The 24,293-nt window shown below is 65.8% G+C and carries 22 protein-coding genes, 1 tRNA gene and 1 pseudogene; 12 read left to right on the forward strand and 12 right to left on the reverse strand.

Going from position 1 to position 24,293, the window contains the following annotated elements; translation table 11 throughout:
- Positions 1-84: 84 nt before the first annotated feature.
- Positions 85-834 (forward strand): SDR family oxidoreductase, encoded by a 750-nt coding sequence (locus tag BST13_RS01715; RefSeq protein WP_083159942.1) that lies wholly within the window; start codon positions 85-87, stop codon positions 832-834.
- Positions 835-910: 76 nt separating this feature from the next.
- Here BST13_RS01715 and BST13_RS01720 read toward each other — a convergent pair whose 3' ends face one another.
- From BST13_RS01720 to aceE, 7 genes are all read right to left on the reverse strand, one after another.
- Positions 911-2,338: an acyl-CoA carboxylase subunit beta gene (locus BST13_RS01720; protein WP_083159944.1), complete on the reverse strand. Its 1,428-nt coding sequence runs from the start codon at positions 2,336-2,338 to the stop codon at positions 911-913.
- A gap of 56 nt (positions 2,339-2,394) precedes the next feature.
- Positions 2,395-3,648, reverse strand: coding sequence for a 3-oxoacyl-ACP synthase KasB (gene kasB / locus BST13_RS01725; RefSeq protein ID WP_083159946.1), 1,254 nt, complete (start codon positions 3,646-3,648; stop codon positions 2,395-2,397).
- 27 nt (positions 3,649-3,675) lie between these two features.
- Positions 3,676-4,926, reverse strand: a complete 1,251-nt coding sequence (gene kasA, locus BST13_RS01730; protein ID WP_064941448.1) for a 3-oxoacyl-ACP synthase KasA — start codon at positions 4,924-4,926, stop codon at positions 3,676-3,678.
- Positions 4,923-5,222: a meromycolate extension acyl carrier protein AcpM gene (gene acpM, locus BST13_RS01735; protein WP_018599434.1), complete on the reverse strand. Its 300-nt coding sequence runs from the start codon at positions 5,220-5,222 to the stop codon at positions 4,923-4,925. The genes kasA and acpM overlap by 4 nt, the downstream gene beginning before the upstream one ends.
- 75 nt (positions 5,223-5,297) lie before the next feature.
- Positions 5,298-6,215, reverse strand: coding sequence for an ACP S-malonyltransferase (locus BST13_RS01740; protein WP_083159948.1), 918 nt, complete (start codon positions 6,213-6,215; stop codon positions 5,298-5,300).
- Between the two features lie 163 nt (positions 6,216-6,378).
- Positions 6,379-7,665, reverse strand: a complete 1,287-nt coding sequence (locus BST13_RS01745; protein WP_083159950.1) for a PucR family transcriptional regulator — start codon at positions 7,663-7,665, stop codon at positions 6,379-6,381.
- Between the two features lie 118 nt (positions 7,666-7,783).
- Complete coding sequence (gene aceE / locus BST13_RS01750; protein ID WP_083159952.1) at positions 7,784-10,573, reverse strand: pyruvate dehydrogenase (acetyl-transferring), homodimeric type; 2,790 nt, start codon at positions 10,571-10,573, stop codon at positions 7,784-7,786.
- Between the two features lie 145 nt (positions 10,574-10,718).
- On the opposite strand from aceE, the gene BST13_RS01755 reads away from it, so the two are divergent.
- The 4 genes from BST13_RS01755 to BST13_RS01770 all read left to right on the forward strand — a co-directional run bounded on the left by BST13_RS01755 (position 10,719) and on the right by BST13_RS01770 (position 12,403).
- A complete protein-coding gene (locus tag BST13_RS01755; protein ID WP_095533365.1) occupies positions 10,719-11,294 on the forward strand; it encodes a hypothetical protein in 576 nt (191 codons plus the stop codon).
- A gap of 95 nt (positions 11,295-11,389) precedes the next feature.
- Positions 11,390-11,821 (forward strand): DUF3052 domain-containing protein, encoded by a 432-nt coding sequence (locus tag BST13_RS01760; RefSeq protein WP_083159954.1) that lies wholly within the window; start codon positions 11,390-11,392, stop codon positions 11,819-11,821.
- Between the two features lie 3 nt (positions 11,822-11,824).
- The gene (locus BST13_RS01765) at positions 11,825-12,286 is read left to right on the forward strand and encodes a peroxiredoxin (RefSeq protein ID WP_083159956.1); all 462 of its coding nucleotides are present in this window, start codon (positions 11,825-11,827) and stop codon (positions 12,284-12,286) included.
- A gap of 45 nt (positions 12,287-12,331) precedes the next feature.
- Positions 12,332-12,403, forward strand: a tRNA-Val gene (locus BST13_RS01770).
- Between the two features lie 401 nt (positions 12,404-12,804).
- On the opposite strand, the gene BST13_RS01775 is transcribed toward BST13_RS01770, so the two are convergent.
- A complete protein-coding gene (locus tag BST13_RS01775) occupies positions 12,805-14,013 on the reverse strand; it encodes a GGDEF domain-containing protein (protein ID WP_142282704.1) in 1,209 nt (402 codons plus the stop codon).
- 323 nt (positions 14,014-14,336) lie between these two features.
- Here BST13_RS01775 and BST13_RS01780 point away from each other — a divergent pair, with 323 nt between their 5' ends.
- The 6 genes and pseudogenes from BST13_RS01780 (at position 14,337) to hxsC (ending at position 18,452) form a co-directional block, all read left to right on the forward strand.
- Positions 14,337-14,606, forward strand: coding sequence for a hypothetical protein (locus BST13_RS01780; RefSeq protein WP_083159960.1), 270 nt, complete (start codon positions 14,337-14,339; stop codon positions 14,604-14,606).
- Positions 14,607-14,890: 284 nt separating this feature from the next.
- Positions 14,891-15,163 (forward strand): annotated as a pseudogene (hxsA2, locus tag BST13_RS40365) (His-Xaa-Ser repeat protein HxsA2); the annotation flags it as partial.
- 42 nt (positions 15,164-15,205) lie between these two features.
- Positions 15,206-15,484, forward strand: a complete 279-nt coding sequence (locus tag BST13_RS39600; RefSeq protein ID WP_095533366.1) for a hypothetical protein — start codon at positions 15,206-15,208, stop codon at positions 15,482-15,484.
- 47 nt (positions 15,485-15,531) lie between these two features.
- Positions 15,532-15,837 (forward strand): hypothetical protein, encoded by a 306-nt coding sequence (locus BST13_RS01790; RefSeq protein ID WP_083159964.1) that lies wholly within the window; start codon positions 15,532-15,534, stop codon positions 15,835-15,837.
- A 3-nt stretch (positions 15,838-15,840) separates the two neighbouring features.
- A complete protein-coding gene (hxsB, locus tag BST13_RS01795; protein ID WP_083159966.1) occupies positions 15,841-17,295 on the forward strand; it encodes a His-Xaa-Ser system radical SAM maturase HxsB in 1,455 nt (484 codons plus the stop codon).
- A complete protein-coding gene (gene hxsC / locus BST13_RS01800; RefSeq protein WP_083159968.1) occupies positions 17,283-18,452 on the forward strand; it encodes a His-Xaa-Ser system radical SAM maturase HxsC in 1,170 nt (389 codons plus the stop codon). Before hxsB ends, hxsC begins: the two co-directional genes overlap by 13 nt.
- A 716-nt stretch (positions 18,453-19,168) precedes the next feature.
- On the opposite strand, the gene BST13_RS01810 is transcribed toward hxsC, so the two are convergent.
- The 3 genes from BST13_RS01810 to BST13_RS40120 form a co-directional block, all read right to left on the reverse strand.
- Positions 19,169-19,456 carry a helix-turn-helix transcriptional regulator gene (locus BST13_RS01810; RefSeq protein WP_083159972.1) on the reverse strand — a complete coding sequence of 96 codons (288 nt, stop codon included), beginning with the start codon at positions 19,454-19,456 and terminating at the stop codon, positions 19,169-19,171.
- A 93-nt stretch (positions 19,457-19,549) separates the two neighbouring features.
- Entirely contained in the window at positions 19,550-20,203 is a 654-nt protein-coding gene (locus BST13_RS01815) for a hypothetical protein (protein WP_083159974.1), read from the reverse strand.
- A 16-nt stretch (positions 20,204-20,219) separates the two neighbouring features.
- Positions 20,220-20,354: a hypothetical protein gene (locus tag BST13_RS40120; RefSeq protein ID WP_281254712.1), complete on the reverse strand. Its 135-nt coding sequence runs from the start codon at positions 20,352-20,354 to the stop codon at positions 20,220-20,222.
- A gap of 185 nt (positions 20,355-20,539) precedes the next feature.
- Between BST13_RS40120 and BST13_RS40125 the strand changes: the two genes are divergently transcribed.
- A complete protein-coding gene (locus tag BST13_RS40125; RefSeq protein ID WP_158087083.1) occupies positions 20,540-23,173 on the forward strand; it encodes an ATP-binding protein in 2,634 nt (877 codons plus the stop codon).
- 77 nt (positions 23,174-23,250) lie between these two features.
- On the opposite strand, the gene BST13_RS01825 is transcribed toward BST13_RS40125, so the two are convergent.
- On the reverse strand, positions 23,251-24,273 hold the full coding sequence (locus BST13_RS01825) for an alcohol dehydrogenase catalytic domain-containing protein (protein WP_083159976.1): 1,023 nt from the start codon (positions 24,271-24,273) through the stop codon (positions 23,251-23,253).
- Between the last annotated feature and the right edge of the window lie 20 nt (positions 24,274-24,293).

The following is a 24,293-nucleotide window of genomic DNA, read 5'->3' on the forward strand; positions in this document are numbered from 1 at the left end:
CAGAGCCTATTCACAAGTGATGCTTGTTGAAAGACCGAATTTTTGCTTTACCCATTTGTGGGTTTGCTGGCTAGCCTCGGAACCATGAGCAAACTCGAAGGTAAATCCGCGATCGTTGCCGCAGGCGCCAAGAACCTGGGCGGTCTGATCAGCACCACACTCGCCGAGCGCGGCGTCAATGTCGCCGTCCACTACAACAGCGCGTCCACCGAGGCCGACGCCGACAAGACGGTGGCGGCGGTGCAGGACGCAGGCGTGAAGGCCATCAAGGTGCAAGGCGATCTGACCGTGCCCGCCAATGTCGAGAAGCTCTTCGATGCGGCCGTCGACGCGTTCGGCGGCGTCGACATCGCGATCAACACCGTGGGCAAGGTGCTGCGCAAACCGTTCGTGGAAACGACTGAGGCCGAATATGATTCGATGTTCGACATCAACGCCAAGGCGGCCTACTTCTTCCTGCAGCAGGCCGGCAAGCGCCTGGCCGACAACGGTTCGGTGGTCACCATCGTCACCGCACTGCTGGCGGCCTACACCGACGGCTACTCGACCTACGCGGGCTCGAAGAGCCCGGTCGAACACTTCACCCGCGCGGCGTCCAAGGAGTTCGGGGTCCGCGGCATCAACGTCAACAACGTCGCCCCCGGGCCGATGGACACGCCGTTCTTCTACCCGCAGGAGACCCCTGAGCGCGTCGAGTTCCACAAGTCGCAGGCCATGGGCAACCGGTTGACCGAAATCACCGACATCGCGCCGCTGGTGGTGTTCCTTGCCGATGAGGGGCACTGGATCAACGGGCAGACCATCTTCGCCAACGGCGGTTACACCACGCGTTGAGTGCGGAGCAGACGCACAATCGCCCATTTCCCGCGGATAATGGGCTATTCTGCGTCTGCTCGCGGAGAAACGCGAGTTACAGCGGGATGTTCTTGTGGCGACCGCGGCGGTGCGGCGCCTCAGCCAATGCCTGCGTGATCTTGCTGCGGGTATGGGCCGGGTCGATCTTCTCGTCGACCACGCCGATCTCGATGGCCGAATCGACACCACCGGCGATGCGCTCGTGCTCGACCGCCAGCTCCTCGTGCAGGGCCTCGCGCTCGGCGAGGTCCTCGACGGCGGCCAGCTTCTTCTTGTGCAGGATGCCGACTGCGGCCTTGGCGCCCATCACGGCGACCTCGGCGTCCGGCCATGCGAACACCTTGGTGGCGTTGAGCGACCGCGAGTTCATCGCGATGTAGGCGCCGCCGTAGATCTTGCGGGTCACCAGCGTGACGCGGGGGACCGTCGACTCGCCGAAGGCGTGCAGCAGCTTGGCGCCGCGTCGCACGACACCGCCCCATTCCTGATCCACACCGGGCAGGTAGCCGGGCACGTCGACAAGAACCACCAGCGGGATGCCGAAGGCGTCGCACAGCCGCACGAAACGTGCTGACTTCTCGGCACTTTCGGAGTTCAGGCAGCCGCCCAGACGCAGCGGGTTGTTCGCGATCACGCCGACCGAACGCCCGGCCAGCCGGCCCAGGCCCACGACGATCGACGGGGCCCATTTGCCCTGGAACTCTTCGAACGGCACACCCTCGTCGAGCAGCGCGGTGATCAGCGGGTGCACGTCGTAGGCGCGGCGGGCCGACTCCGGCAGCAGCGCGTGCAGGTCGGTGTCACCCGACTCGGCCTTGGTGCGGTCGAAATGACCCTGCTGGCAGAACAATCCGACCAGGCGGCGGCCGCGCTCGTAGGCGTCGAGCTCGTCGTCGGCGACGATGTGGCACACGCCGGACTTCTTGTGGTGAGCGTCGGGGCCGCCCAGCGACACCATGTCGACGTCCTCGCCGGTGACACTGCGCACCACGTCCGGACCGGTGACGAACACCTTGCTGTCCGGGGCCATGATGATCACGTCGGTCAGGGCCGGGCCGTAGGCCGCGCCGCCTGCCGCGAAGCCGACGACCACAGAGATCTGCGGAATGTAGCCGGACGCACGGATCATCGCCTCGAACACCAGGCCGACGGCGTGCAGCGCCCGCACACCCTCGGCCAGCCGGGCACCGCCGGAGTGCCAGATGCCCACGATCGGGCTCTGGTCCGCGATGGCGGTGTCGTATGCGTTGACGATGTGGGCGCAGCCGTCCACACCCATCGCGCCGCCCATGACGGTGCCGTCGGTGCAGAAGGCGACGGTCCGCACACCGTTGACGGTGCCTGCGGCGGCGAGCACACCGGAACGGTCACGCTCGTGCAGCAGTTCGATGTCGCAGCCGTCGTCGAAGAACGTCTTGAGCCGGAGCAGTGGATCGCGCGGATCGAGTGACTCGGCAGCCGCCTCGGGGGCCATGATGGTCATACAAACCTCCTTGTAGCTGTCGGATGCCGGCCAGCCTTACGGGAATACGGTGGGTTTCAGTACTTCCCGAAGGTGAGCGCGACGTTGTGCCCACCGAATCCGAACGAGTTGTTGATTGCGTACTTGTAGTTGCCCTGCCTCGGCTCGTCGGCGACGACGTCCAGATCGATCTCCGGATCGAGGTTGCGCAGGTTAAGTGTCGGTGGGATGACGCCGTCGCGCAGCGCCAAGACGGTGAGGATGGATTCCACCGCCCCGACCGCTCCGACCGAGTGGCCGAGCGCGGACTTGGGCGCGTAGACCGCGGGCTTGTGGCCGCGCATCGCGTTGTTGATGGCAACGCCCTCGGCCACGTCGCCGACGCTGGTGCCGGTGGCATGCGCGTTGACGTGGTCGATGTCGGAGGGCTGCAGGCCGGCCAACTCGATGGCCCGGGTCATGGCGTAACCCGCCTGCTCGCCGTTGGGATCGGGCGCCACGATGTGGTAGCCGTCGGACGTGACACTGGCACCCATGATGCGGGCCAGGATGTTGGCGCCGCGGGCCTTGGCGTGCTCCTCGGTTTCGATGACCAGCATGGCGCCGGCCTCACCGAAGACGAACCCGTTGCGATCCTTGTCGAACGGGCGACACGCGCCCTGCGGATCGTCGTTGCTGTTGGACAGCACGATGCGCATCTGGGCGAAGCCGGCGATCGGCACGGCCTCGATCTTGGTTTCCACACCACCGCAGATGGCCATATCGGCTTCACCGAGCACGATATTGCGCCACGCATTCGCGATGGCTTCGGAACCCGACGCGCAGGCCGAGATCAGGGTGCTCACCCCGGCCTTGGCCTTGCGCTCGAGTCCGACGGCGGCGGCAGCGCCATTGGGCATGTACATCTGCACAACGAGTGGTGACACCGCACGCAGACCTTTGGTCCGCATGCCGTCGTAGGCGAACACCAACTCCTCGGCAGATCCCAGGCCGGTGCCGATGGACACCATCAGCCGCTTGGGATCGACCTCGGGAGTGCCCGCGTTCTCCCAGACGCGCCGACCGATCACGGTCGACATCTTCTGGAGGTACGACAGGCGACGGAGCTCGACACGCGTCAGCTCATGATCGAAGTCCTCGAGGAGGTGACCGCCGATGCGAACCGGCAGGTCGTACTCTTCGACGAACGGGTCGGTGAGCGTGCGAATGCCGCTCTGCCCGTCCAGCAACTTCTTCCAGGTACTTTCGGCATCGGTTGCCAGCGCCGTCGACATGGCTACGCCGGTGACAACCACGTTGGGCAGACCGTTACCCGTGGACAATCCCGCCATATTTGGTGCGTTCTTTCCTCTCGTGCCTCAGTACCGCCCGAAGGTCAGGGCCACATTGTGGCCACCGAACCCGAACGAGTTGTTGATGGCGTACTGGTAGTCGCCATACCGAGGCTCACCTGCAACGATATCGAGATCGATCTCAGGATCTGGTGTTTCGTAGTTCAACGTCGGCGGGATGACGCCGTCGCGAAGTGCCAGCACTGTCAGCACGGACTCGAGTGCGCCGACAGCACCGATGGAGTGGCCCAGGGCCGACTTCGGTGCGTACACCGCGGCGTTCTGCACACCGGCGACACGGATGGCGTTGGCCTCCGCGGTGTCACCGATCGGCGTTGCCGTGGCGTGAGCGTTGACGTGGTCGATGTCCTTGGCGTCCAGACCGGCGGTCTCCAGGGCACGCTTCATTGCGGCACCGGCGCGCAGACCGTCGGGGGCCGGAGCCACCATGTGGAAAGCATCGGAGGTGATGCCGGCGCCCATCAGGCGAGCCAGCGGCTTGGCGCCGCGGGCCAGGGCATGCTCTTCGGTCTCGATGACCATGAGCGCACCGGCCTCGCCGAAGACGAACCCGTCGCGGTCCTTGTCGAACGGACGTGATGCACCCTCAGGGTCATCGTTCCGGGTCGACATGGCACGCATCATCGAGAACGCCGCGATCGGCAGCGCTTCGATGGCACCCTCGACGCCGCCGCAGACGGCGATGTCCGCGTCGCCCATGACGATCTGCCGCCAGGCGTGGGCGATGCCCTCCGACCCCGACGAACATGCTGACACGGGCGTGATGACGCCTGCGCGGGCCCCGAGCTCGAGGCCGACGACGGCGGCTGCACCGTTGGGCATGATCATCTGAACGGCGAGCGGGGACACCTTGCGGGGCCCGCCCTCGTTCATGGCGTCGTAGGTCTCGACGATCTTCTCGCCGCCGCCGAGGCCGGTGCCGATGACCACTGCGAACCGGTCGGGGTCGACCTCCGGCTTACCGGCGTTCTCCCACAGCTGGTTGCCGAGGTACTTGGCCATGCGCTGCACGTAGGACATGCGACGCATCTCAAGGCGGGTCATCAGCGGATCGAGCGGCTCCTTGAGGTGCCCACCGATCTTGGCCGGAAGATCCCACTTCTCGACGAAATCGTCTTCGAGGACGCGGATACCGCTCTCGCCTGCCAGCAGGCCCTTCCACGTGCTCTCGATGTCCGGCGCGAGCGAAGTCGTCGCCGTAACGGCGGTCACCACAACATTGGGGAAACCGCCATTAGCAGTGGAAGGCCTGGTCACTGGTCGGCCGAGAACTTCTCACGCAGGGCGGCGGCGGCCTCGGGGTTCTCTTCCTCGAGCTTCTGGATGTAGGCGACGACGTCACCGACGGTCCGCAGGCCGGCCAGATCCTCGTCGGGGATCTTCACGCCGTACTTGTCCTCGGTCTGCACGGCGATCTCCACCATGGACAGCGAGTCGATGTCCAGGTCGTCGACGAACGACTTCTCGGGGGTCACCTCAGACGGCTCGATGCCGGTGACCTCTTCGATGATCTCGGCGAGACCGGCGATGATTTCTTCCTGACTGGCGGCCACTATGGCTCCTTCTATTGGTGTTTTGCGTCCCCCGGGTGCGGAGGACTCTTTGGAACGTTCGGGGATGGAGATGGTCTAGAGCTCGGTGAGGCAGTCGAGATCCTCAGGGGACTTGATGGCGCGCGTCGGGGTGCCCTTGAGTTCCCGCTTCGCGATGCCGGCCAACGTGCCGGCCGGCGGGAATTCGACGATCCCGGTGACCTGGCGCTGACGCATGGTTTCGGTGCACAGGTCCCAGCGCACCGGCTTGGTCAGCTGAGCGACGAGCTTCTCCATCGCATCGGCGGCCGAGCTGACGGGTTGTCCGTCGGCGTTCGACAGCAGTGTCGCGGTGGGCTCGGCTGTCGTTACAGAGGCTGCGGCGGCCGCGTAGCCGTCGAGTGCGGAAGCCATGTAGTGGGTGTGGAAGGCACCTGCGGTGGCCAGCTGGCGCACCCGGGCCTTGGCCGGCGGATCCTCGGCCAGCTTCTCCAGCGCCGACACGGCGCCTGCGGCCACGATCTGACCCGCCGCGTTGCGGTTGGCCGGGACCAGGTCGAGCGACTCAAGGCGGGCCAGCACCTCGGCCTCGTCACCGCCGAGCACGGCGGACATGCCGGTGGGCTCGACCGCGCAGGCCTTGGCCATCTCGGCACCGCGCGTGGCGGCGAGCTTGACCGCGTCGTCGGCGGAGATCACGCCGGCGATCGCGTAGGCGGCGATCTCACCGACGGAATGCCCTGCCACGATGGTCTCGGCGGCAGCGACCTTGTCGAGCACGCCGCGCCGGACGAGTTCCTCATGGGCGAGCAGGGTGGCGGCCACCACCAGCGGCTGCGTCACTGCGGTGTCGGTGATCTCCTCGGCGGTTGCCGTGGTGCCCAGGCGGGCCAGATCCAGGCCGCTGATCTGCGACCAGGCCGACAGACGGTCGGCGGCACCGGGCAGCTCCAACCACGGGTTGAGCATGCCGGGTGTCTGCGAGCCCTGTCCGGGGGCGAGCAATGCGAGCACGGGTCCTTGAGGCACGTCATTAAGAGAACACTGTGAAGTTGGTTTTGCGCCGTGTAAGAGATTATGAACCTTGTCTTAGGTTTTTGTGGGATGTCTACAAAAGTGCACGTTATGCGACATTGCCGATACCCGACCGCGACACAGGTTTTTGGCAAGACGGCCGCTACCAGGCCCGACGCCCGCTTCCGCCGGCCGGTCCGACGGCGGGAACCGCCTTGGCGATGCTGTTTGACGTGCTCGACTGAGACGGCTGCGAGCTCAACCGCCCGACGCTCGCCGCCACCCTCAGCACGTAGGCATCCCGGGGCACCGCAGGGTCGCGCCCGGTGAAGTCGGCGATCCGTTTCAGCCGGTACCGGACGGTATTTGGATGAACGAACAATTTGCGGGCGCAGGCCTCGATCGCGCCGCCGGAATCGAGGTAGGCGTCAAGGGTTTCGGTCAGCGCGGGTCCGGCATCGGACAGCGGCCGCATGACCTCCGTCGCCAGGGCCGCGATTGCGTCCATATCCCCGAGCAGTGCACGTTCCGGCAGCAGCTCGCGGGCCGGGACCGGCCGCGGCGCGCCGCTCCACCCGGCCACGGCGTTCATCCCTGAGATCGCCTCGGTCGCGCTGCGGTGCGCGGCCGTCAGCGTGTGCGCCAACGGGCCGATCACCACCGGGCCGTCGGCGAACACCGTCATCAGATCGGTCAGGAACCGGTCGGTCGGCGACAGCGGACCGGACACGATGGTGACCAACCAGGTGCCGTGCACGTCGGAAAGGGCGGCTCGGTCGTGGCGCTGCACGACGTCGCGCACGTCGTCGCTGGCCATATCTATGCGGTCCGGGTGCGGCAGCCCGACGATCACCGTCGCGGGAGCGGTGGCATCCCAGTTCAGTGCCGCGGCCTGGGACTGCAACTCAGGCCCCACGTCGCCGCGCACCACGGCGTCGACGACGTTGGCCTCCATCCGCCGGTCCCACGCGCCGCGGGCCTCGGCCTGATCGGCATACGCGCTGGCAGCCGCGAAGGCCAGGTCACGGCTGTACCGCAGGATGCCTGCCGTCAGTGCCGTCAGTTGTTCCTCCGAGCGGGCCAGCAGCGGCACGACCTCTTCGAAGAACTCCATGGTGGTGCGCACCATCTCCACCGACTGCCGCAGGGCGATCCGCCGCCGCAGGTCCTGCGGCACCACTTCGAAGGCCTGCGCGGTGTAGCCGACGTCGCTCTGCGGGTTGCGCATCCATTCCACGAAGTTGACGACGGCGGTCTGGACCACCAGTTGCACGCTGGCCCGCTGCGACGCGTCGAGCTCGGCGAAGAACGACAAACGGTCTTCCATCGCGTGCACAGCCTCGGTGGCCAGCCGGCCGGAATACTGCTTCAGGCGGCGCAGCGTCGAGTCCGGCACCGCCTCCAGCACCTCGACCGTGGTCTTCGGCGGGACGAACCGATTGTCGGGCATCCCTAAAAGCTACGCCGAACTTCTGGGGGATTCCTCCAAACGGCTTTCCGGCGAGCAGACACTCGGGTACGCGACACGCGGCATTTCGGGTACCGCCGTGTCTGCTCGCCGGGGAACGCTAGGCGCTGCCGGTGTCGGTGTAGGACACCGCGGCGGCGAACACGTCGTCGATGCGGTACTTGCGTGCGGCGTCGGCGGCTACCGAGGCGTCGATGTTGCCGTCGCGGGCGAGCCCTTCGAGCACGGCCACCACGACCGACTCGGCGTCGGTGTTGAAGTAGCGGCGCGCGGCCGGGCGGGTGTCGGAGAAGCCGAACCCGTCGGCGCCCAGGGTGATGTAGGTGCCGGGCACCCAGGGCCGGATCTGCTCGGGCACAGCACGCATCCAGTCCGACACCGCCACGACCGGGCCCGCCGCGTCGGCCAGCGAGGAGGTGACGTGCGGGGTCAGCGACGGCTTGTCGGGGTGGCGCAGCCGGTGGCGTTCGATCTCCACACCTTCGCGGTTGAGCTCGCCCCAGCTGGTCACCGACCACACGTCGGCCGCCACATCCCATTGCTCGGCGAGCAGGTCGGCCGCCCGCAGGGCTTCGGGCATCGCGACACCCGAGGCCAGGATCTGGGCGGTGTTGGCGCGTGGCTCGGCTGCGGCGCGGTAGCGGTACATGCCGCGTAGCAGCGCCTGGGCGTCGAGGTTCTGCGGCTCGGCGGGTTGGACGTAGGGCTCGTTGTAGATGGTGATGTAGAAGAAGATGTTCTCGGCGTGCTCGCCGTACATCCGCTGCAGCCCGCTGTCGATGATGTGGGCGATCTCGTAGGCGAACGCCGGGTCGTAGGTCACCGCAGCCGGGTTGGTCGACGCCAGCAGCAGTGAGTGCCCGTCGGCGTGCTGCAGGCCTTCGCCGGTCAGCGTGGTGCGGCCCGCGGTGGCGCCGAGCACGAAGCCCTTGGCCATCTGGTCGGCCGCCGCCCACAGCCCGTCGCCGGTGCGCTGGAACCCGAACATCGAATAGAAGATGTAGATCGGGATCATCGGCTCGTCATGGGTGGAGTACGACGTGCCCACCGCGGTGAACGACGACGTCGACCCGGCCTCGTTGATGCCCTCGTGCAGGATCTGACCGATCTCAGATTCCTTGTAGGCCAACATCAATGCCGAGTCCACCGACGTGTAGAGCTGCCCGTTGCGGTTGTAGATCTTCAACGACGGGAACCACGAGTCCATGCCGAAGGTGCGGGCCTCGTCGGGGATGATCGGCACCAGGCGCGGCCCGATGTTCTTGTCGCGCAACAGTTCCTTGAATGTACGCACCGTCGCCATGGTGGTGGCCACGGCCTGGGTGCCCGACCCCTTCTTGAGCGGCTTGTAGGACTCCGGTGCAGGCAACGTCAACGGGGTGCTCTTGTTGCGCCGTGCCGGAACGAACCCGCCCAGGGCGCGCCGGCGATCCAGCAGATAGCGGATCTCCGGGGTTTCCGGGCCGGGGTGGTAGTACGGCGGCAGGTAGGGATCCTCTTCGAGTTGGGCATCGGAGATCGGTACCCGGGTGACGTCGCGGAAATCCTTGAGGTCTTGCAGCGCAAGCTTTTTCATCTGGTGCGTGGCGTTGCGGCCCTCGAAGTGGCTGCCCAGCGTGTAGCCCTTGATGGTCTTGGCCAGGATGACCGTCGGCTGACCCTTGTGCTCGGTGGCGGCCCGGTAGGCGGCGTACACCTTGCGGTAATCATGGCCGCCGCGCTTGAGATTCCAGATCTCCTGGTCGGTCATCGGTTCGACGAGGGCCTTGGTGCGCGGGTCGCGGCCGAAGAAGTGATCACGCACGTAGGCGCCGTCGTTGGCCTTATACGTCTGGTAGTCACCGTCGGGGGTGACATTCATCAGGTTGACCAGCGCACCGTCCTTGTCGGCATGCAACAGGGCATCCCACTCGCGACCCCAGACCACCTTGATCACGTTCCAGCCCGCACCGCGGAAGAACGACTCCAGTTCCTGGATGATCTTGCCGTTGCCGCGCACCGGGCCGTCGAGGCGCTGCAGGTTGCAGTTGATCACGAAGGTCAGGTTGTCCAGGGCCTCGTTGGCGGCGACCTGGATCAGGCCGCGGCTTTCGGGCTCGTCCATCTCACCGTCGCCGAGGAACGCCCACACATGCTGATCCGAGGTGTCCTTGATGCCCCGGTCGTGCAGGTAGTGATTGAACCGGGCCTGATAGATCGCGTTCATCGGGCCCAGGCCCATCGACACCGTGGGGAATTCCCAGAAGTCGGGCATCAGCCGGGGGTGCGGGTAGGACGGCAACCCGCCGCCGCGATGGCTGTGCTCCTGGCGGAAACCATCCAGTTGGTCGGTTGTCAGCCGGCCCTCCAGGAACGCGCGGGCATAGATGCCCGGCGAGGCGTGCCCCTGGATGAACACCTGATCACCGCCACCCGGGTGGGATTTGCCGCGGAAGAAGTGGTTGAACCCCACCTCATACAGCGACGCCGACGACGCGTAGGTCGAAATATGGCCGCCCACACCAACTCCCGGACGCTGAGCCCGATGCACCATGATGGCCGCGTTCCACCGGATCCAGGCGCGGTAGCGTCGCTCGACATCCTCATCGCCGGGGAACCACGGCTCCAGGTCGGTCGGGATGGTGTTGACGTAATCGGTCGACGTCAGTGCCGGGATCGCGACCCGCTTCTCACGCGAGCGTTCCAACAGGCGCAGCATCAGATACCGGGCCCGGGCAGGACCGGAACGCTCCAGCAACTCGTCGAACGACTCCAGCCACTCCGTGGTCTCATCGGTGTCGATGTCCGGCAGGTAGGAGGCAACCCCCTCCCGGATAACCCGAACCCGATCGTGTTCGGCTGCGGTGGTGGAGTTTTGAGCCAGATCCTGGCGCGCGAACTCGGTGGTCAACTTCCGCTCCTTGTTAGGCGGTTAACAACTGATGGGTGCTTGTGGCGTCCTCTATCGTCCACCTATCGTGCCGTATTCGTGCCGCTGGGGTGTCGAGTGCAATGAACCCATCGGAATCGGTTCCAGCCGGTAACGTCTGCAGACCGTGCTGGTGGGTGGACAGTGTCGGGCGCGGCTGCGGGTCGCCGCGTTCGCGGTCGGGAGTGCGGCGTCGATCGCCATGGTGATCGTCGGCTGCACGCGCATGACCGACGGCGCAGCCGTCGCCAACCAGCAGGACGCCCAGGTGTACCGGGCTTCGATCTCGGCTTCGATCGACGCGTCGAAGTCGAGCTCCGCGACCCGCGAGTCGGAACGACAGGCCTCGCTGACCACCCAGGCGGTCCACGCGGTGTGTGAGGACATGAGCACCTCATCGGTCGACGCGGTCAACGCCGTCAACGCCTATGTCACGGCCGCCAACAACCACGGCGACGTGCAGTCGAAGGTCGGCCCGGCAGCCGATGCCCTCAACCACAGCGCTGACCTGGTCAGTTCCGGCTCAGTCGACGCGCTCGCGCCGGATCTGCGTGCCGCCCTGAACGAATGGGTGGACGCTGCGCGGGCGCTCGCGGCGGCCATTTCGAGCAACGCGGCGGTCGACACGATCAACGCCGCGACCGACCGATCCAACACCGCCAAGACCAACGCGCTGGACCGCTGCGACAAGGCGTATCGATGAACTGCCCGGCATGCGCCCGTACTCGGACACCGACGTGCGACGATTAGGACGAAAACGCATCACGAGTGCACTTGGAGCCTGAAGGAGGATCGACGGTGGTCGCGGCGGGGAAGGACTCTGACCCGAACTACGCCCAAAGTCTGGGCATCAACAAGGATCAGATAGTCCAGGAATTGGGCTGGGATGAGGACACCGACGACGACATCCGGGCCGACATCGAGGATGCGTGCGGCTCTGAGCTGCTCGACGAAGATGCGGACGAAGTGGTCGATGTCGTCTTGCTGTGGTGGCGGGACGGCGACGGAGACCTCGTGGACCGGTTGATGGACGCCATCACCCCGCTGGCCGAGGACGGGGTCATCTGGGTGATCACGCCAAAGACCGGCAAGCCCGGGCACGTGCAGCCCGCCGAGATCGCCGAATCGGCTCCGACGGCCGGGTTGATGCAGACCTCGTCGGCCAAGCTGGGGGACTGGACGGCGAGCCGGCTGGTGCAGCCGAAGTCCAAGGCGGCAGGTAGGCGCTAGGCGGTGCTCGAGGTAGGAACCGCAGCGCCCGATTTCACGCTGCGGGACCAGAACGGCCGCCCGGTGACCCTGAGCGGCTTCCGCAACACCAAAGATGTCCTGCTGGTGTTCTTCCCGTTGGCGTTCACCGCCGTCTGCCAAGGCGAGCTCGATGAGATCCGGGACAATCTCGCCGCCTACCAAAACGACGACACCGCAACGCTGACCATCTCCGTCGGGCCTCCGCCCACCCACAAGATCTGGTCTGGCCAAAGCGGTTTCACCTTCCCGGTGCTGTCCGACTTCTGGCCGCACGGCGCCGTATCGCAGGCCTACGGCGTCTTCAACGACGACGCGGGCTATCCGAATCGCGGCACCTTCGTCATCGACCGATCCGGCGTCATCCGCTTCGCCGAGGCAATGGAACCCGGCCAGGCACGCGATCAATCCGTGTGGCGGCAGGCCTTGGCGGCCCTGCGCGCGTAGCGGATTTCCGGTCAAGGTGCCCCGCCGTGTACCGTGCCTGCGACGGGGCGCGTAGCTCAGTGGTAGAGCTCTGGTTTTACACACCAGCGGTCGGCGGTTCGATACCGTCCGCGCCCACTCTTGTTTCCTCAGGTCAGTACGAGATTTATCTGTAACCGGCCTCCGGGCCCCGGGCTCGATGACCCAGGTCGACCCATTCGGAAATTGATCCGTTCGCGATGACCCAGCTGTGAACCGGTCGTCTGTGTGGCTCAACCAGGCCGCCGCCACGCCTTGGACAGTGTGTCGGCAGCGCCGGTGCACGCCGCGGCGATCACCTCGGCGCCTGTGTCGAGGTCCACCAAATCCCAAGCGACAGAGAATATTTCGCCATGGCGCAAACCCGGACGACGTCAGCCGCCACGCGATGTGGAAGCATCACTCATCGCAGGAGGAACGTGGGCGCCGCGGAGTCGTCAAGTCGCCCTGGACGATTGCCGCGGGAAGGTTCCGCTGCCGGTCGACGACGGGATTCACCGTCAGGTGCGAGCAGCGGTCCCTGCGTCGTTACCATCGAGGTTCGCGGACTTCGGAGTGGGCGAGCTGCTCACCACGATCTGGTTGCGGCCACCGAGTTTGGCCTTGTACAGCGCCTTGTCTGCCGTCTCGAGCAGCTCCGTCAGCTGCGACCGCGAGTCAGCGGGCGCGATCCCGAAGCTTGCGGTCACCGTCATCCCGCCGCCGATCGCGGGCGCCCCGCCGGCGATCCGGTGCCGAACAGACTCTGCCCATTCCACAGCCGACGGCAACCCGACGTGAGGCAGCAGAACCGCGAACTCTTCGCCGCCGATGCGCCCTACGATCCGCCCGTCCAGCGGTGGTTCGGTGAGTATCTGCGCGAAGGCGGTCAGGACCGCGTCTCCGCCGGCGTGGCCAAGAGCATCATTGACCGCCTTGAAGAAGTCCATGTCGGCCAGGACCATGACAGACCGCTCGGCGCTTCGCAGTTCCACTTCCGCGCGGCGCTTGAAGCCGCGCCGGTTCAGCAGACCCGTCAGTTCGTCACAGTCGCGCTGCGACCGCAGTTCCTGCACCATGTCGACGACGGTGACGGCCAGCAAGGTGACCATGCAGGCGGGCAAGACCACGGTGACGGCCACGATCAGGCACAGCTCGAGATTCGACTGCATGTAGCTGTCCAGGTCCGCTGGTGTCCTGATCTCGCGCGGCACCGCCGAGAACGGCGCCACCACCACACCGGCGCCGAGCGAAGCCGCCAACGCAACCGTTGAGATCAGGGCGGCCCGATCGGGGCCGGTCTTCGGGATCCGCGCCCAGAGCCGGCGCGCCACCCCGAGAAGCAGCAACGCGGTCCCGAGGTTCTGCGTGACAACCCGCCCGACCAGCAGGGGAGACAGGTAGGCGAAGGCCCAGACGATGGTGATCATCGCGACGAGATAGGCGAGGACGGTCAGACGTGGCAACCGGTACCCGACGCGGCGCAGCAGGCCCTCGGCGAGCATGACCATGGCGATCGGGAACAGGACGCCGTGGATCGACGAGGCTAGCGCCGTTGTCGTCGGCACAGAGAGTGCGACGGTGCCGGCTGAGTAAACAGCGATGGCGCCCGCGAAGTACAACGCGCAGGTTCGGCCCCGGTCGACGCCCCAGACGATGACGAAGAGCAGCCCGATACCCGCCATCACGAACGATCCGAGGGTGACGGCGATCAGCCAGTCCGTCGACACGACCGGCCCCTCGTTCGGGCAGCGCACACGCGGCGGAGTCTATCCGCCTGCTCAGACGGTGCTTTCACGGCAGCAAACGGCAGGGCGGCGTGGCCACAGCGGTTTGCCGCGTGTACTTGTGCGCGTTCGCGTAGTGAAAGACGCCGACCGGGGTGTTCTGCCCCGGAGTGATGGTGACGTCCCTACGGCACATCTGCGAGGCCGGGTATCCGTTGTTTGGACCGGCGACATGGGGGCAACCCAACTAGAACGACGCATACCGATACGGGTAGCGCGGCGCGAACTGAGTTCGGGGGCTTGCACAGAACAGGGAGGTTCGGCTCATGGCAGCCGACAACAGGGTCCGAGTACTTGCAGCGGTCGCTGGCGGTGGGGCCGTGGTGGCGCTGGGTTGGCTAGGCGCCACGTCCGGCGATTCCAGCAACATGGCAGTGCATCTGCCTCCGCCGCCACCGACCGTTGGCCATACGGTCATGTCGCTGGGGGCGACGACGACCACCTCGATGCCACCGACCGAGCCGGCTGTCAGCAAGGCCCTGCCGTCGATCACAGGTTCGGCCACGCTTCCGTCGGAAGAGGTCGGCTTGCCGTGACCCCTCGGGTGAGAAAGCCCGTCGCAGAGCACGAGGCGTTGCCGCGGAACGCAAGACCGCGTCAAATTCCTTGGGGCGCCAGTCATATCGTGATGTTGGCGCCGAGTCGGTAGCGCCCAGCGCGCGGTTCCGCTCTCACAGATTCCTCGATTAGCGCCGTTGGGCCCTGACGTTGGCGTCAACTTTGCTATAAATTCCGGCAGCGAGTTCACAGCGTTCCGACAGCGCGGTCACGGAGGAAGCGGCGATGAGACACACGGCGAGTTCGTCCACAGAGGTCGACGATGCGTGACACTCCGAAAATCGTCAGCCTCGCTACCGCGCTTGCGGCTCTCGCGACTCCCGCAGCTGCACCGCCAATCGCTGAGGCGGCCGACGCCGACGAGTATCGGGTTGCCAGAGATGCGATGGGGAAGATCCCAGCGGAGCCTGAGGTTTCCCTGCCGGGTGATCTGGAGCTGATGAGCTTCACCGTGCACCAGGCCAGCGACGGTATTTTGTTTCCGCAGCACAGTTCTCACTCGTCGCATTCGTCTCACTCCTCTCATGTTTCGCACGCATCGTCCAGCCCTGGGATTGGTGGGCCCTATGTGCCTTACGTGCCGTACGTGCCAGGCCCTGCCTATGTACCGCCTGCGGTGGTCCCGCCGGCAGCGACCTCACCGAGCACCTCGGCCGCACCTGCACCGGCGCCCGGCACCGACATCGCCTACGTCGCGTGCACGCGGGCGAGCAGCGGTTTCGGTGTGAACGACATCGCCAGCGAACTCGAAGGGGCCTACGGCGTGGCGGCAGCCGATGCGGTAAATATTGCCAAGCAGGCGTTGGCCGCTGTGCTCGGCGGCGGGCACTACTGCGACGGCTACCGCCATGACTGATCGCCGTTGTCCTCCTTGGCGTCCAGCACGTCGTGCGCTGACGGCCGATGGGCAACTTCTCAATGCCTGATGTCGTCGTGGACTTCAGCGTGTCGACACAATCGCTCGGCGCGTTGCAAGAAGCCGCTTACCGCCTGATCGGGCAAGCCACGTGCCAGATCGACCAAGCGGACGGCCGATACGTCTGCCGACTTTCACCATCGCAGCCGCAGCTTCACGGAGCCGAGTTGCGCTCTCACTTCCTGAACCTCGTGACAGACGAAAACCTCCGCGAGAAAGTGAGTAGAGAGACTGACCGACTGCGAGACGTCATTGTCGCCTTGGCTTTCGGCTCTCTGGCGGACGGGGACTGAAACTTGCCCGGCTTCGCGTCACCGGAGGCATTCCGTCCCGAGGCATCTGCGCTTCAACTGCTGCCCATCAGGTTTGAGCGACTCGGCGCGGATCGATTCCTTGTCGGCAACATGGTTGGCGACATGGCGGAGATGACGGCCAGTGAACTCGACCGTCTGTGCACGCTCAATCTCACGCCCGGCGATGGACTCTACGAGCGTGCATTCGAGAAACTCTTCGTCGGGTCGGTCGGTCAACGCGCGCAGCAGCAGCTCCTGGCGCTTCGTTTGCGTAGCCGCCTGAGCTTCTTGCGTGCGGCCACACCCTTGCACCTGTTCGTTGTCACTCTGCGGTGCGAGCACTCCTGCCCGTATTGCCAAGTGTCGCGGCAAAGCCGGGACCGAATGCGCTACGACATGGACCAAGCCACCGCCTCCAAGGCACTCGATGTTGCCCTGTCTGCGCCCGCTCCGCTCATCAAGATCGAGTTTCAGGGCGGCGAGCCGCTTCTGAATTTCGAACTCATCCAATGGATCGTCTTGACCGCCAAGCGTCGCGCGGTTCCATTAGGTAAGAAGCTGCAGTTCGTGATTGCCACGAACCTGGCCTTACTCAATGACGAGGTGCTCGACTTCTGCGCCGAGCATGACGTTCTTTTGAGCACGTCGCTAGACGGGCCTCAAGATCTGCACAACAAGAACCGACCCCGCCGAGGCCAAAACAGCTATGAGCTTGCGGTCGCGGGAATCGCCCGCATCAAGGAACGCCTGGGATCTGACCGGGTTGGGGCGTTGATGACCACCACTGAAGCAAGCCTGGGTCGCGTCGAGGAGATCATCGACGAATACCTGCGGCACGATCTCGACGGCATTTTCCTAAGACCACTGTCGCCGTACGGCTTCGCAATCAAGAACAAGCAGTTCCACAAGTATGACGCCCAGGAATGGCTCGAATTCTGGAAACGCGGTCTTCGCTATATCTTGGAGGTCAACAAGTCTGGCCGCCATTTTCCCGAGTTCTATTCAGCGCTGATACTGCGACGGATGCTGAGCGACGAGCCGATCGGCTACGTCGATCTGCGAAGTCCGGCCGGTATAGGGCTCGGAGCCCTCGTCTACAACTATGACGGCACGGTGTTCGCTTCCGACGAGGGCCGCATGCTCGCCGAGATGGGCGACCGCACTTTCGAACTCGGCAACGTCCGCGACCATGGATACCGAGACCTCGTGCTGTCCGACACTCTTGTATCGGCAGTCGCGAACTCGCTGACACAGACTGCGCCGCAATGCTCAACGTGCGTCTATGAGCCCAACTGCGGTGCTGATCCCGTCTATCACCATGCAACGCAAGGTGACTCGTTGGGCATCAAGCCGCTATCGGAGTTTTGCGCGAGGCAAAAAGGCGTCATCACCCACCTGTTCGAACTGCTGGAACATTCACCCGAGGACGCCGCCATCCTTCGGAGATGGGCATCGTGAAACCGCTTGTGCTAGCTGGACGTTCGCCCCTGGCCGACATTGTCGGAGTGGGCGGGGAACGGGTGTTGGTACGACTTCGATCACCCGTTCATTACCCGGCTGACGAGCGCGATGCTGCGTTGATTACCGAAGACGACGATTGGACGCTGGCGCACCAGCGCGGCTACAAGCTCGCTGTTGGGCGCGCCGCGCGCCCGGACGCAATGTCGATGAGTTACGTGCGAGTTCCGGCGACGCTGGCCGAACTTGGCGACGGTGACGTGCTGAGTATCTACCCGCAGTCTGGTCGGGTGCGGGTGCTCTACCGCAGATCCTCCAGACACAACTTCTTCCTGGTCACCGAACGCTGCAACAACTACTGCCTGATGTGCTCTCAGCCGCCGAGGAAAGTCGATGACGGGTGGCTGATCGATGAGATCGCGCAGAGCCTTTCGCTAGTCGATCCCGCGACATCCGCTCTGACATTCACCGGAGGTGAACCGCTCACCGAGTGGCGCCGATTCACCGGGCTGCTCGAGTTGACGCGTGATCTGCTCCCGGACACCGCGATACACGTGCTGACCAACGGGCGTGCCTTCTCCTATCCCGAAGTAGCAAATGCGTGGGCGGCAGTCGATCACCCGAAGCTTTCGGCCGGAATCCCCATTTATGCGGCGGTTGACCACATCCACGATTACGTGGTCCAGGCCAAGGGGGCGTTCGACGAAACGGTGCTCGGCGTGCTTCGTCTCAAGAACCACGGCCAGCGAGTCGAGATCCGTATTGTGCTGCATGCGATCACCGCGCCGCGGCTGCGTGAAACGTGTTCGTGGATCGCCCGGAACCTTCCGTTCGTGGATCACGTGGCTCTGATGGGTATGGAGCACACCGGTTTCGCGGTCGCCAACGACGAGACGCTGTGGATTGATCCGCTCGATTATCAGGAACAGTTGAAGGTAGGCGTGGACATCCTGTCAGCAGCTGGAGTGAACGTCTCGGTCTACAACCTGCCGCTGTGCGTGCTCGATCCCGTGGTCCGCCGCTTCGCGGTCCGATCGATCTCAGATTGGAAAAACGCCTACTTGCCGGAGTGCGACGGTTGCTCGGCACGTTCCGATTGCGCAGGGTTTTTCTCGACAGGGCGACCAAAATTCAGTCGCGGGATCGCTGCGATCTAGTCGAGTGACCCCTTGGTCGGGTCAGCGCGGTCGTGACATCACCGCGAGGTTGAGAACCTGCGTCGCCTACAGTTCAGCGGAATACCTCGATAGTCCAACCGCCCTAGCGCCAGGGCGGTTCGAGCCCCGGTCCCCACTGTAGCGGCGAGACAAGGCCTTTCGTGGGTCAAGGCCGCCATGATGGCCGTCGCCGGTGGCAGTCAGGCGGGCACGCAGGGCCAGCGCCGAACATGTACGCCCGTTCACCTGGCATGCGTTGCCGGCGCAGATATGGGTAATACGCCTCATGTGCAGCGTTTGCCAGCCGGTGCAGACTACGGAGACTCGACCCCCGCGTGGGGGGTCCGTACCGGAGCGAGGAACCGACGATGACCACGAGCCGCGCCATGAGAACTGCAGCCTTCGGGCTGCTGGCAAGCGGAGCCACGCTGATTGGCCTGTGTCTGCCGGGTGGGGTGGCGAACGCGGCGCCCGGTTTCGTCCCGCAAGTCGTTTGGTGCCCAGGTCAGCCTGTGCCGTACTCGACTCCGCCGGTGAACTGGGACATGGGCGTTTGCCACGATTGGTACAGCATCGCGGATCCGGTCACGCAGCGTACGCGGGTCATCGAGGGGATCTCGCCAAATGATCCCCGCAACAACTGCCCGCCGGCGGCTCAGATGGGTCCGTTGCCCTGCCTGTAGCGGTTGATCACACTGGCGGTGCGCGTTCCGCGTTCAATCGCCGAAGCGATCGAGGTCGTGTAGCGGCACCCGCCGCTCATGCACCCCGTCGCATCCGAACGTCTCGGCCGGAGCCACTCCGAAATGGCGGCAGAGGGCATGCAGCGTCCGCAGGGTCATGTTGGCCTTGCCGGCCTCGATCTCGCTCAGATAGCTGCGGGTCACCGCGACTGCAGCTGCAGTGCTGCCCTGTGTTTCGGCCGCTGCAAGGCGCAGGGCCCGCAGTCGAGCGCCCAGCCTGCGTAGCTCGCTGCGTAGGGCAAACTCCTCGGCAGCGGGCACGGATACTCCTTCGGTCGTCTGTGTCTTCGCCCTCGGACGGTCAGGGGTGGGTGTCAAGGAGTCCACAGTGACCGGGCCGCTACCGATCCCAACTCATGGTGCGGCGACCCCGTCGCGCGCGATTGTCAGGTCGCCACAGCTGATGTCGCTTGCAGTCGTCCAGGCCGGGTCGTGCTCGGAGGTGGCGCTCACGGTGTCGGCGCGACCAAGCGTCGCTGTCGACCCGATCAGGTCGACCGCTGTCCGGCGAACCTCCCACGGTGGCCTACCGGGCAGCTGCAGGAGTTGAACCAGGCGGCGGCCGTCGCCGAGATCGCTGCAGCCTACACCGTCGCCGAGTCCGCGGCGGTGCCCGAGGTCGAACTGAAATGCGTCACCGTGCTCGTCGACCACAGGCGTGATGCTGCAACCCGTCACCGAGTACAGCAGTGCCTCCCGGCCGGTGTCGACGATGATCTGGTGCGTGCCTTCCTGCTGTGCGTCAACCAGGAGTGCGGAGCGCGGCAGGGGGCTGGCACTGCGGATGGCCGCCTGGCCGTAGCCGTCGGATGTACTGATTCCGATTGTGCTGCTGGTGATCCACAGGGTGGCGGGTTGGCCATATGCCGGACCGACATCGCGGCCCGCCGCGTCCGGTGACGGCCCACCGCTGGGCAGGCACGCGTCACTGGTCGTGGGCGACGCGGTGGCCACGCCGGGCGTCGTCAGAAGGATCGACGAAAGGCCAAGTACCAGTGCGCGAATCATGGTTCGTGAGTTCCGATCAGCCGAGCCGATAAGACTCGCGCGACGCATCGAAGATGCGGTGAGTCCGCAAAACCGGCACGAATGTCTCAGTGCTGAACACCCGGGCGACGGTTGCCAGGGTCGGTGCGACAACGGCGTGGAAGTTGGTCATCGTCGTGGCCTTTCTGTGCCGTTGCGGTCAGTCGGATGTTCCGTGGGCAGGCGCAATCGCCGGTTATGCTGACGCTCATGGCTGGCCATGCGTCCGCACCTACTGTGCACCGTCGGTCTGCCACGGCACATGAGGTGATCACCCCATGTTTGCCGTCAGGGTGGGGGTGACCGGAGGGGAGGCCAGTGGCACCCAAGGACCGGCTGCTCGAACGCGAAGCGGTGCTGGCTCAACTGGACCGGTACCGCCGGGCTTTGGTGGATCGCCGCGGTCGGATGGTGCTGTTACGCGGCGAGGCCGGCGTCGGCAAAAGTGCTGTGATCACACGGTTTATCGCCGGGCTCGGGAAACAGGGACAGGTGTTGCGGGGATGGTGCGATCCACTGGCGGTCCCACGCCCGCTGGGGCCGGTGCTCGACATGCTCGCCCCGCGCCCGGGCGACCACGCCACGCGGCTTCGTGCGGCCATCGAATCTGCTGACACCGAGGCGATCTACAACGGACTGCTCCGGTCGATCAGCGAGACCGCGCCGCCGATCTGGGTCATAGAGGATGTGCACTGGGCTGACACCGCGACACTGGATGTGCTGCGGTTCCTGGCTCGCCGTATCGACGTGTTGCCATTGCTGCTGGTGGTGTCTTACCGCGATGACGAGGTCGGTGACCGGCATCCGCTCGCGGCGCTGTTGGGGGATCTGGCAACGTCGGCGCACGTGAGCCGGATCGGTCTGGTTCCGCTCAGTCTCGAGGCCGTGGGTCGACTTGCCGACGGTAGTGGCCTCAACGCCGAAACGCTGTTCCGGCAGACCGGCGGAAATCCGTTCTACGTCACCGAGGTGCTGGCCGCCGGTCCCGCCGCGTTGAGCCGAGATGGCTTGCCGCGCAGCGTGAGCGAGGCGGTGTGGGGCAGGTTGGCGCGGCTGTCGGACGCGGGGCGCGAGACGGCCTACGCGGCTGCGGTGTGCGGCCCGCGAACGGATTTGGCGCTACTGCACGAGGTGTGTTCGGCCGCGCAGATCGGGCTCGCGGAGTGCCTGGGAACGCGAGTGCTGATCGCCGATGCGGACACCGTCGGGTTCCGGCACGAACTGGCGCGACGCGCGACACTGGAACGAGTGCCGGACTACCAGCGTCGGATGCTGCACAAGCGCGCCCTGGCGGTGCTCGCCCATCCACCTATCAGTCCGGATATGTTGGCATCATTGGCTTTTCATGCTGAGCAGGCGGGCGAAACCGACTCCGTCGTCAGCTACGCGCCGGCGGCGGCCGAGCGGGCCTCCGCGCTGGGCGCCAACCGGGAGGCAGCCGAGCTCTACGCGCTGGCGTTGCGGCACGCCGACACTGTCGCGGCTGAACGGCGGGCGACTTGGCTGGAGCGGCACGGGTTCAGCGGCTATCTTTGCGGGCTCGGCGACGCCGCCGTCGCGTCCTGGCAGGAGGCGATCGCCTTGCGCCACGCATTGGGCGACCGGCTCCGCGAAAGCGAGGATCTGCACTGGCTGTCCCATCAGGCGTATCTGCTGGGACGAACCAGCGAGGCTGTCGAGGCGACCGCGGCATCGCTGCGGCTACTTGATGACGTCGAACCCTGCCCGCAGCTGGCCTGGACCTTGGCGACGATGGCGAGTCTGGCCGCGTTCGGGTTCGACCCGGCTTGCGACGAGTATGCGGCCCGCGCGGTCGCGCTTGGTGTCGAGTTCGGTGATGCCGTCGTGGTGTTGCGCGCCCGCTTTTTCGCGCTGCTCGCGATCGTCCTGCGCACCGATACCGGCTGGGACGAGTTGGAAGCGGTCTGGCGGGATTGCATGGCCGCCGGCCAACCGGAATTGGGGGGCTTGAACGGGGGCCTGATCTGCTGGTTCGCCGCCGTGCATCATCGACTCGACTGTGCCCAGGTGTACTTCGACGAGGTGTCCGAGTTCTGCGCGACACACGATCTGATGATGTTCGACGCGATTGCCGTCGGCGCCGCGGCGCTGACGGCGTTGCATCGTGGGGATTGGGCGCACGCACTCGACTGCGCCAACGACGTTCTGACGCGACCGGCCTTGCCGCCGCCGCCGCGGATCCTGCCGCTGATCACGCTGGCGTTGGTCCGTGCGCGGCGCGACGAGCAACCCGTGGCCACCGTGTTGGACGAGGCTCTGGCCGCCGCCGACCGTGGCGACCTGGCTCGCCTCGGCGTGGTGTGGGCGGCCCGCGCCGAAGTCGCCTGGCTCGCCGGCGACGACGACACTGCGCGCGCCGAGGCGCAGGCGGGACTGGCGGCGGCCAACGAACATGCCGACCCGTGGTTGGTCGGCCCCTTGCGGCGCTGGGCTTATCTGGCCGGCGGGGTCATTGTCGATGCGCCGACACCCGATACCGTCACGCCGTATCGATTCGAAGTCGACGGTAACTGGCGCCACGCAGCGCAGGAGTGGACGCAGCTGGGCTGTCCCTATGACGCGGCGCTGGCACAGCTCGGCGGTGATATGCCGGCGGTCCAGGACTCCCTGGAGACCTTCCGTCGTCTCGGCGCCCGAGCCGCCGCCCGGCGGGCACGGCAACGTTTGGACCTGCTGCGCGGACGCGACCCGGACCGGCGCAGAAAGACCACGATCGCCGACCCGTATGGGCTCACACCCCGCGAACGTGACGTGCTCGAACTCATCGCGGCCGGTCTCAGCGACGCCGAGATCGCCTCAGCGCTAGTCATCAGCCCCAAGACCGCCAACAGGCATGTGGGAGCCATCCTGGCCAAGCTCGGCGCCCGCAACCGTGCGCACGCCGCTGCCGCCTATGCGTCTCAACTCGACCCGCACAGCGCGCCACAGTGACCGGGCAGATCCGGTGATCGCTCCGCGGGGCGATGTTACGAGCGGTCCATGGGCTTGCGGCGACGGGGCGCGGTCGGTCAGGACGCGGATCCGGCAATATCCAGCACGACGCGGAAGCGAGCCTGACCTGACATCATCCGTGCGTAGGCTTTCGGGGCTTCCTCGAACGGGATGACCTCGATCATCGGCGCGATGCCGCGAGCGATCGTGAACGCCAGGTTGTCCTCGTTGTCGATGGATGAGCCCGTCAGACTGCCGACGATGCTGCGCCCTGCCAGGATGAGGTCCAAGGTCTGCACGGACAATGGGTCGGGCGCAGCACCCACGACGATGAACTGGCCGCGCGGGCGAAGACCGTTTACCAGCGGGCCCATCGATGCCCCGTTCGTCGCCGTCGCGACGATTGCTGCGGCGCCGCCCAGCTCCAGCAGTGCTGAGCCGGCGTCCACGGCGGCACTGTCGATGTAGACGTCTGCGCCGAGTTTCCTTGCAAGTTCTGCCTTTTCCTGCCCACGGGCGATCGCTGCAACGCTGTACCCCAGCGCTTTGGCGTACTGCACGCCGAGGTGGCCGAGGCCGCCGATGCCCTGGATGGCGACCAGGGCGCCCGGCACGGCATCGATGTGTCGCAGGGCGTTGTAGACGGTCAGACCGGCGCACAGGAGCGGAGCAGCGAGCTTTGCGTCGAACTCCTGCGGTACCCGGACCACTCCGGTGGCTCGGGTGTAGACCACCTCGGCGTATCCGCCGTCGTGGTTGAGCCCTACCTGTGGTTGGTCGGTGCAGTTGACGAAGTCTCCTCGGCGGCAGAACTCACATTCGTTGCAATGCCCTCCGAGGAAACCGACACCGACACGGTCCCCGGGCGCCCACGCGTGCACACCGGAGCCGACTTCCTCGATGACACCGACGATCTCGTGCCCGGGAACCAGCGGTGGCTGCGGTTCGGTCTCGCCCTCGACGAGCATTGCTTCGGTGTGGCAGACCCCGCAACTGTGTACCCGAATCCGGACTTCACCGGCGGCCGGCGGCCGGAGCTCGCGCTCGACGAGGGTGAGGTCGCCTTGTCCGGTGCTTTCGTAGGCCCGATAGGTTGTCATGCAACTGGTCCCTTCATGGG

The sequence above is a fragment of the Mycobacterium aquaticum genome (genome assembly GCF_002086485.1).
Taxonomy (GTDB): Bacteria; Actinomycetota; Actinomycetes; order Mycobacteriales; family Mycobacteriaceae; genus Mycobacterium; species Mycobacterium aquaticum.

Bases quoted from the DNA above. Each gene is read 5' to 3' on its own strand.
- BST13_RS01780 (WP_083159960.1), top strand. From the start codon at position 14,337: ATGGCAGCCGACAACAGGGTCCGAGTACTTGCAGCGGTCGCTGGCGGT.
- BST13_RS01790 (WP_083159964.1), top strand. From the start codon at position 15,532: ATGGGCAACTTCTCAATGCCTGATGTCGTCGTGGACTTCAGCGTGTCG.
- BST13_RS40120 (WP_281254712.1), bottom strand. From the start codon at position 20,354: ATGACCAACTTCCACGCCGTTGTCGCACCGACCCTGGCAACCGTCGCC.
- BST13_RS01745 (WP_083159950.1), bottom strand. From the start codon at position 7,665: ATGCCCGACAATCGGTTCGTCCCGCCGAAGACCACGGTCGAGGTGCTG.
- BST13_RS01825 (WP_083159976.1), bottom strand. From the start codon at position 24,273: ATGACAACCTATCGGGCCTACGAAAGCACCGGACAAGGCGACCTCACC.
- kasB (WP_083159946.1), bottom strand. From the start codon at position 3,648: ATGGCGGGATTGTCCACGGGTAACGGTCTGCCCAACGTGGTTGTCACC.
- BST13_RS01720 (WP_083159944.1), bottom strand. From the start codon at position 2,338: ATGACCATCATGGCCCCCGAGGCGGCTGCCGAGTCACTCGATCCGCGC.
- hxsC (WP_083159968.1), top strand. From the start codon at position 17,283: ATGGGCATCGTGAAACCGCTTGTGCTAGCTGGACGTTCGCCCCTGGCC.
- BST13_RS01815 (WP_083159974.1), bottom strand. From the start codon at position 20,203: ATGATTCGCGCACTGGTACTTGGCCTTTCGTCGATCCTTCTGACGACG.
- BST13_RS01715 (WP_083159942.1), top strand. From the start codon at position 85: ATGAGCAAACTCGAAGGTAAATCCGCGATCGTTGCCGCAGGCGCCAAG.